At 73.6% G+C, this 6000-nt stretch carries 7 protein-coding genes, 1 tRNA gene and 1 pseudogene; 3 read left to right on the forward strand and 6 right to left on the reverse strand.

Annotated features, from left to right (window positions below; genetic code table 11):
• Positions 1–33: 33 nt before the first annotated feature.
• The 4 genes from ASF82_RS10510 to galU all read right to left on the reverse strand — a co-directional run bounded on the left by ASF82_RS10510 (position 34) and on the right by galU (position 2886).
• A tRNA-Ala gene (locus ASF82_RS10510) sits at positions 34–106 on the reverse strand.
• Between the two features lie 66 nt (positions 107–172).
• On the reverse strand, positions 173–1240 hold the full coding sequence (locus ASF82_RS10515) for a hypothetical protein (protein WP_056056820.1): 1068 nt from the start codon (positions 1238–1240) through the stop codon (positions 173–175).
• Positions 1241–1328: 88 nt separating this feature from the next.
• Positions 1329–1976, reverse strand: a complete 648-nt coding sequence (locus ASF82_RS10520) for a GNAT family N-acetyltransferase (RefSeq protein ID WP_056056821.1) — start codon at positions 1974–1976, stop codon at positions 1329–1331.
• A gap of 13 nt (positions 1977–1989) precedes the next feature.
• Positions 1990–2886, reverse strand: a complete 897-nt coding sequence (gene galU, locus ASF82_RS10525; RefSeq protein ID WP_056056823.1) for a UTP--glucose-1-phosphate uridylyltransferase GalU — start codon at positions 2884–2886, stop codon at positions 1990–1992.
• Between the two features lie 65 nt (positions 2887–2951).
• Between galU and ASF82_RS10530 the strand changes: the two genes are divergently transcribed.
• The 3 genes from ASF82_RS10530 to mscL all read left to right on the forward strand — a co-directional run bounded on the left by ASF82_RS10530 (position 2952) and on the right by mscL (position 4556).
• Positions 2952–3530, forward strand: coding sequence for a 5-formyltetrahydrofolate cyclo-ligase (locus ASF82_RS10530; RefSeq protein ID WP_056056825.1), 579 nt, complete (start codon positions 2952–2954; stop codon positions 3528–3530).
• 70 nt (positions 3531–3600) lie between these two features.
• Positions 3601–3984: an FmdB family zinc ribbon protein gene (locus ASF82_RS10535; protein ID WP_056056827.1), complete on the forward strand. Its 384-nt coding sequence runs from the start codon at positions 3601–3603 to the stop codon at positions 3982–3984.
• A 65-nt stretch (positions 3985–4049) separates the two neighbouring features.
• Positions 4050–4556 (forward strand): large conductance mechanosensitive channel protein MscL, encoded by a 507-nt coding sequence (gene mscL / locus ASF82_RS10540; protein WP_056056830.1) that lies wholly within the window; start codon positions 4050–4052, stop codon positions 4554–4556.
• A gap of 93 nt (positions 4557–4649) precedes the next feature.
• On the opposite strand, the gene ASF82_RS10545 is transcribed toward mscL, so the two are convergent.
• Positions 4650–4880 (reverse strand): hypothetical protein, encoded by a 231-nt coding sequence (locus ASF82_RS10545; RefSeq protein ID WP_056056832.1) that lies wholly within the window; start codon positions 4878–4880, stop codon positions 4650–4652.
• Positions 4881–4885: 5 nt separating this feature from the next.
• Positions 4886–6000, reverse strand: a pseudogene (locus ASF82_RS16155) (AAA family ATPase); the annotation flags it as partial.

Raw genomic sequence — 6000 nt, forward strand, 5'->3', positions numbered from 1 at the left:
AGGCCCGCCAGAGGCGGGCCTTTCTGCATTCCGTGGAGCTAAGGGGATTCGAACCCCTGACCTTCTCATTGCGAACGAGACGCGCTACCAACTGCGCCATAGCCCCGGAAACTGCTCTGCAACGATAGCACCACCGTGGCGTGGTCCGTGAATCGGGCGGAGCGGCGGCGCGTCAGACGGCGCGGCGGCGCTGCAGGGCCTCGTCGACGCGGAAGGTCGACTCGCCGAGGTCGTCGATGATGCCCATGCGGGCGAAGCGGCTCGGGGCCGTCGGGGTCGGTGCGGGTGAGGGGGCGGCGGCCTCCGCGGCTCGGGCGTCGGCGACGGCGCGGCGGGCGCGCTCGGCGCGGGCGGCGGCGGCCGAGCCTGTGTCGGTCGCGCGTGCGGCGCTGAGGGCGCCCTCGGCCCGGGCTGCCTCGCGGAGGGCGTCGTGCTGGGCGCGCTGGGCGTCGCGCAGGGCGCGGACGGACCGCTCCGACTCGGAGCGCAGCTCCGCGGCCGGGCTGGCGGCGGCGGGCGCGGCCGGGGCAGCGGCGGGCCGCTGGCGCCCCCGGCGCAGGTACAGCGGCGCCGGCACGGCCACGGGCGTCCACGACCGCGAGGCGGGCGCGGCGTCCTCCGCGGGCGCCGACGTGAATCCGTCGGAGAAGTCGCGCAGCGGCTGCGCCTCGCCGGCGGGCGCGACGACCCGCTGACGACGGGCACGTGCGCGGGAGACGGCGGCGAGCTGCGAGAGCACGGCGACCGAGCCGGCCCCGAAGACGAGGCCCGCGACGGCGAGCAGCCAGGCGCTCGCGAACGAGGCGACGCCCACGACGACGGCCAGGCCCGACGCCACGAGCACGAGGGTCGAGACGAGCCGTGAGCGGCGCAGGCGACGCGCGGCGAGGGCAGGGTCGTGGTCGGCGGCCCGCAGCACCGGGGCGGCCGCGGCGAGCTCCCGGGTCAGCGCGCGCTGGCGGGCGGCCTCGTGGGCGCGGCGCAGCGCCTCCCGCTTGCCCTCCTCCTGGCGGAGGATGCGCTGCGCGTCGGCGACGGACCGGGCGTTCGCCTCGATGCGCACCTCCTCGGGCAGCTCGGCCGTCTGGGCGAGGATCCGCAGGGTCTGCTGGAGGCGCACGGCGTTGCGCTCGGTGGCGAGGTACTCCTGGCGCCGGTGCCAGGTGGGCACGAGGTAGACGAGCCAGAGCACGGCGACGAGCGCCAGCACGACGCCACCGCCCCACGACTCGAGTCCCATGGTCACGAGGGTATGAGCGACGACGCGCCGCGGGGGCGCACCGCGCAGGTGTGTCGGTGCGGATCTGCCCCGAGGAGTCGCGGGTCGGCTACCAGGGCAGGCTGCGGGCGGACTCGGCCAGCGCCTCCGGCGGGACGCTGCCCTGCCCGGGCGGCACGAGGCCCTCCCGCCATCGGCGGAGGACGCCGCCGGGCACCTCGTCGGCCACGAGCGCGAAGCAGAAGTGGTCGCGCCACATGCCGTTGATGTGGATGTACCGGCGCCGCAGCCCCTCGTAGCGGAAGCCGAGCTTCTCGACGACGCGGAGGCTCGGGCCGTTCTCGGGGCGGATGCAGATCTCCATCCGGTGCAGCCCGAGGCTGCCGAAGCAGTGGTCGGTGGCCAGGGCGACGGCGGTCGGCGTCACGCCGTGGCCGGCGGCGGACTGGGTGACCCAGTAGCCGATGGTGGCCGAGCCGAGCGACCCGTAGGCGATGCCGCTGACGTTGAGCTGCCCGACGAAGCGCCCGTCGAGCTCGATCGCGAAGGGCAGGCCGAGGCCCGCCCGGGCGTTGATCTGCAGGGAGCGGATGCTGCCCCGCACGTCGTGGCTGGTGAAGCCCGACGGGTTCGTGGCCTCCCACTGGCGCAGCCAGGAGCGGTTCTCCGAGAGCGCCGCGTCGAGGTCGCGGGTGTCACGCAGACGGAGGGGCCGGATGGTGGTCCGCCCCTCCGTCAGCGTGGGGATGGTCGTCACGCGATGGGTCTCTTTACTTCTCGAGACCCGCGGTGAACTCCTGGAGCCACGGGCGGAGCTCGCCGCCGATGTCGTCACGGTCGGAGGCGAGCTGGACGATCGCCTTGATGTAGTCGAGCTTGTCGCCGGTGTCGTAGCGGCGGCCGCGGAAGACGACGCCGTAGACGCCGCCCGTCCACTCCTCGGCGCTGGCCATCTTCATCAGCGCGTCGGTCAGCTGGATCTCGCCGCCCTTGCCCGGCTCCTGCTTCTCGAGCACGTCGAAGACCTCGGGGCGGATGACGTAGCGGCCGATGATGGCCAGGTTGCTGGGCGCCTCGCCCTGGGCGGGCTTCTCGACCAGGCCGGTGATCTTCACGACGTCGTCCTCCGCGGTCTCCTCGACCGTGGCGATGCCGTAGAGGTGGGTCTGCGACGGGTCGACCTCGAGGAGGGCGACGACGGTCGCGTTCTTCGTGCCCTGGACCTCGATCATGCGGGTCAGCAGCGGGTCGCGGGCGTCGATGATGTCGTCGCCGAGCAGCACGGCGAAGGGCTCGCGCCCGACGTGCATCTTGGCGCGGAGCACGGCGTGCCCCAGGCCGAGCGGGTCGCCCTGGCGCACGTAGTGCATGTCGGCGAGGTCGGTGCTCTGGTTGACCTTGGCGAGCTTGTCGTGGTCGCCCTTCTTGCGCAGGGTCTCCTCCAGCTCGGAGACGTGGTCGAAGTGGTTCTCGAGCGCGTTCTTGTTGCGGCCGGTGATCATCAGCACGTCGGTCAGGCCGGCCGAGACGGCCTCCTCGACGACGTACTGGATCGCCGGCTTGTCGACGACGGGGAGCATCTCCTTAGGCATGGCTTTGGTGGCGGGCAGGAACCGAGTTCCGAGGCCCGCGGCGGGAATGACTGCTTTCGAGATCGTGAAGCCCATGCCGGTCAGCGTATAGGGCGCGGCCCTCTCGCGGGGGGCACATCTGCGACCGTACGATGGGGGACATGACGGACGAGGTCGGCGACGCCAAGCGAGCCCTGCGAGCCGAGCTGCGACAGCGCCGCCGGAACCGCACCAGCGCGGAGCGCGAGGAGGCCAGCGCAGCCCTCACCCGGCACCTCGTCGACCTCGCCACGGGCCTCTCCGCCCGCTCCGTCTCGGCCTACCTCTCGGCCCCCGACGAGCCCGACACCCGCCCCTTCCTGAACTGGGCCTTCGCGCACGACGTCCGCGTGCTGTTCCCCGTCTCCCGCCCCGACGGCCTGCTCGACTGGGCCGTGGGCGACGGCGAGTCCGAGACCACCGGCCTCTTCGGCCTGCCCGAGCCGGTCGGCGAGGTGCTCAGCCCGATGGCCATCAACGACGTCGACCTGATCGTCGTGCCCGCCGCCTGCATCGACCGCGAGGGCATGCGCATGGGCTGGGGCCGCGGCTACTTCGACAAGACCCTCGGATCGATGGAGAAGCGCCCCCCGGTCTATGCTGTGGTGTTCGACTCCGAGTACGTCGAGTCGGTGCCGCGCGAGCGGCACGACCAGGCCGTCGACGGCGTCGTCACCCCCTCCGGCATCCACGAGTTCTGACCCGCGCCTCCCCGCGCCGGGCCGGGCCCGGGTGCCCGCCGCCCCGTCTCCGTCGCACCGTGAGGAATCCGTGCCCACCTACTCGTACCGCTGCACCGAGTGCGGCAACGCCTTCGACGTCGTCCAGTCGTTCACCGACGACAGCCTCACCGTGTGCCCCGTCTGCTCCGGCGTGCTCCGCAAGGTGTTCAGCCCGGTCGGCGTGACCTTCAACGGCTCGGGCTTCTACCGCACCGACTCGCGCAGCTCGGGCGCGAAGGGCGGCAGCGGCAGCTCGTCCGGCTCCGCCGAGAAGACCAGCTCGACCTCGTCCTCCGACAAGGGCGGCTCCTCGTCGTCCGACAAGGGCGGGTCGTCGTCGTCCGGCTCCGGAGGCGCGTCGTCGTCGAGCGGGTCGGGCACGTCGTCGAGCGGGTCGTCGGGCTCCTCCGGGGGCTCGACCACCGCCTCCTGACCCGGGCCCGTGGTTAGGTGGTCCCCCGGGACGACCGTTCCGACCACCGACCGAAGGAGCATCCCGTGAAGGGATTCAAGGAGTTCATCCTCCGCGGCAACGTCATCGACCTCGCGGTCGCGGTCGTCATCGGCGCCGCGTTCACCGCCATCGTGACCTCGCTGGTCACGAACGTCTTCAACCCCCTGATCGGTGCGGCGTTCAACGCGTCCATGCTCGACGACGCCCTCGTCGTCCCGATCCCGACCGTCTCCGGCGACACCGCCGAGCTCCGGTTCGGCGCGGTGATCGGGGCGCTGATCAACTTCGTCGTGATCGCCGCCGTCGTGTACTTCGTGCTCGTGCTGCCGGTCAACAACCTGCTCAAGCGGACCTTCGCGAAGCAGCAGGCCTCCGAGCCGGCCCCGGTCGACGTGCCGCCGACCGACGTCGAGCTGCTCAGCGAGATCCGCGACCTGCTGCGACAGACCGTGACGCCCGCGGGCGCCGGCGCGTCGCACGGCAGCCACGCGGCCCCGACCGGCTCCGTCCCGGTCGTCGGCGAGGGCAACGGGCCGCTCGGCAGCCGCTGACGCCCCTCCTCCCCCGGCGACACGACGCCCCCGACCAGACCGGTCGGGGGCGTCGTCGCGTGCGGGCGTCACGGGGCCGTCAGCAGCCGCGCCTCAGCCCCAGTGCGGCGGCACGTCGTCGCGCAGCTGGCGGTCGTTCTCGCCCGAGGAGCGGTCCGGAGGCGCGGGCGCGGGGGTCGGATCGCTCCCGGGCACGGGGTCGGTGGTGACCCGACGCCCGCCCCGACGCCGCACCACGAGCGGTGCCCCCGCGACCGCCTCGAGGGCGGGGCCGGCCTCGTCGGCCGGCACCGCGCCTCCGGCGGGGGCCTCGCGGTCGCTCACGGCGCTCAGCCGCGGTTGACGTGCTGGCGTGCGGGCACGCTCGGCACTTCCTGCGTGCGGGCGGAGTCGATGCCGAGCACCTCGGCCACGCGCTGCGCCACCGAGTCGGGGTCGGTGAAGAGCTGGAACGCGTGCACCCGCACGTAGTGCCAGCCGAGGCGGCGGAGCGTCTCGGGGCGGGCCCGCAGCGACTCGCGGAGGCTGGTGCGCGACAGGGTGGTGTCGGTCTCGATGGTCACGCAGACGCCGTCGTGCGCGGCGACGAGGCCGAGCTTGCCGCGGTGGCCGAGGGCGACGGGGATGCCGCGCGCCTCGAGGCGGCGGGCGAGGTCGACGAGCATCGGGTCGGAGTCGTCGGGCACGTGCTCGGCGGCGGTGCGCGCCTGCACCTCGGTGAGGATCTCGGAGAGCGCGATCGTGCCGTGGCCCATCCGGCCGCCGTCGATGTCGGCGGGCTGGAAGCAGGTCACGATGACCATCGAGCGTCGGGCACGGGTCATCGCGACGGCGAGCAGCCGCTCGCCGCCGGGCTGGCCGAGCGGCCCGAAGTCGCTGAGCACGCGGCCGTGCGGGGTGCGCCCGTAGCCGATCGAGAAGACGACGTGGTCGCGGCTCTGCGCGACGGCCTGCTCGAGCGTCGCCACCATGAACGGCTCGCTCCGGTCGCCGACGACGAACTCCGTGAGGTCCTTGTGGCCCGACACGGCGGTGAGCACGGCCTGCTGCACGCGCACGGCGTGCTTGGCGCTGGCGGTGATGACCATCAGCGACTCGGAGGGGCGCGTGCGCGCGTGCTCGAGCACGAGCGAGACGACCCGGTCGACCTCGGCGTCGACGCTCTCGACCGCGCCCGACTCGGGGTCGGGCACCGCGGTGCCGCCCGAGACGTAGTCGAGCGCGATGCTGCCGTGCCCGAGGAAGCTGCCGGCCCACGGCAGCGACTCGATGCGGCCGCCGTAGAACCGGCGGTTGACGAGCTCGGCGAGGTCTTCTCCGCCGGCCCGGTAGCTGCGGGTCAGCGACAGCGTCGGCAGCAGGGTCGACAGCCGCGCGAGGGCGCTGTCGGCGTGCAGGGCGTCGAGCTCGGAGTCGTCGTGGCGGGGCGGCTGCTTGCCCGGGG

This window comes from Frigoribacterium sp. Leaf164 (assembly GCF_001423665.1).
GTDB lineage: Bacteria > Actinomycetota > Actinomycetes > Actinomycetales > Microbacteriaceae > Frigoribacterium > Frigoribacterium endophyticum.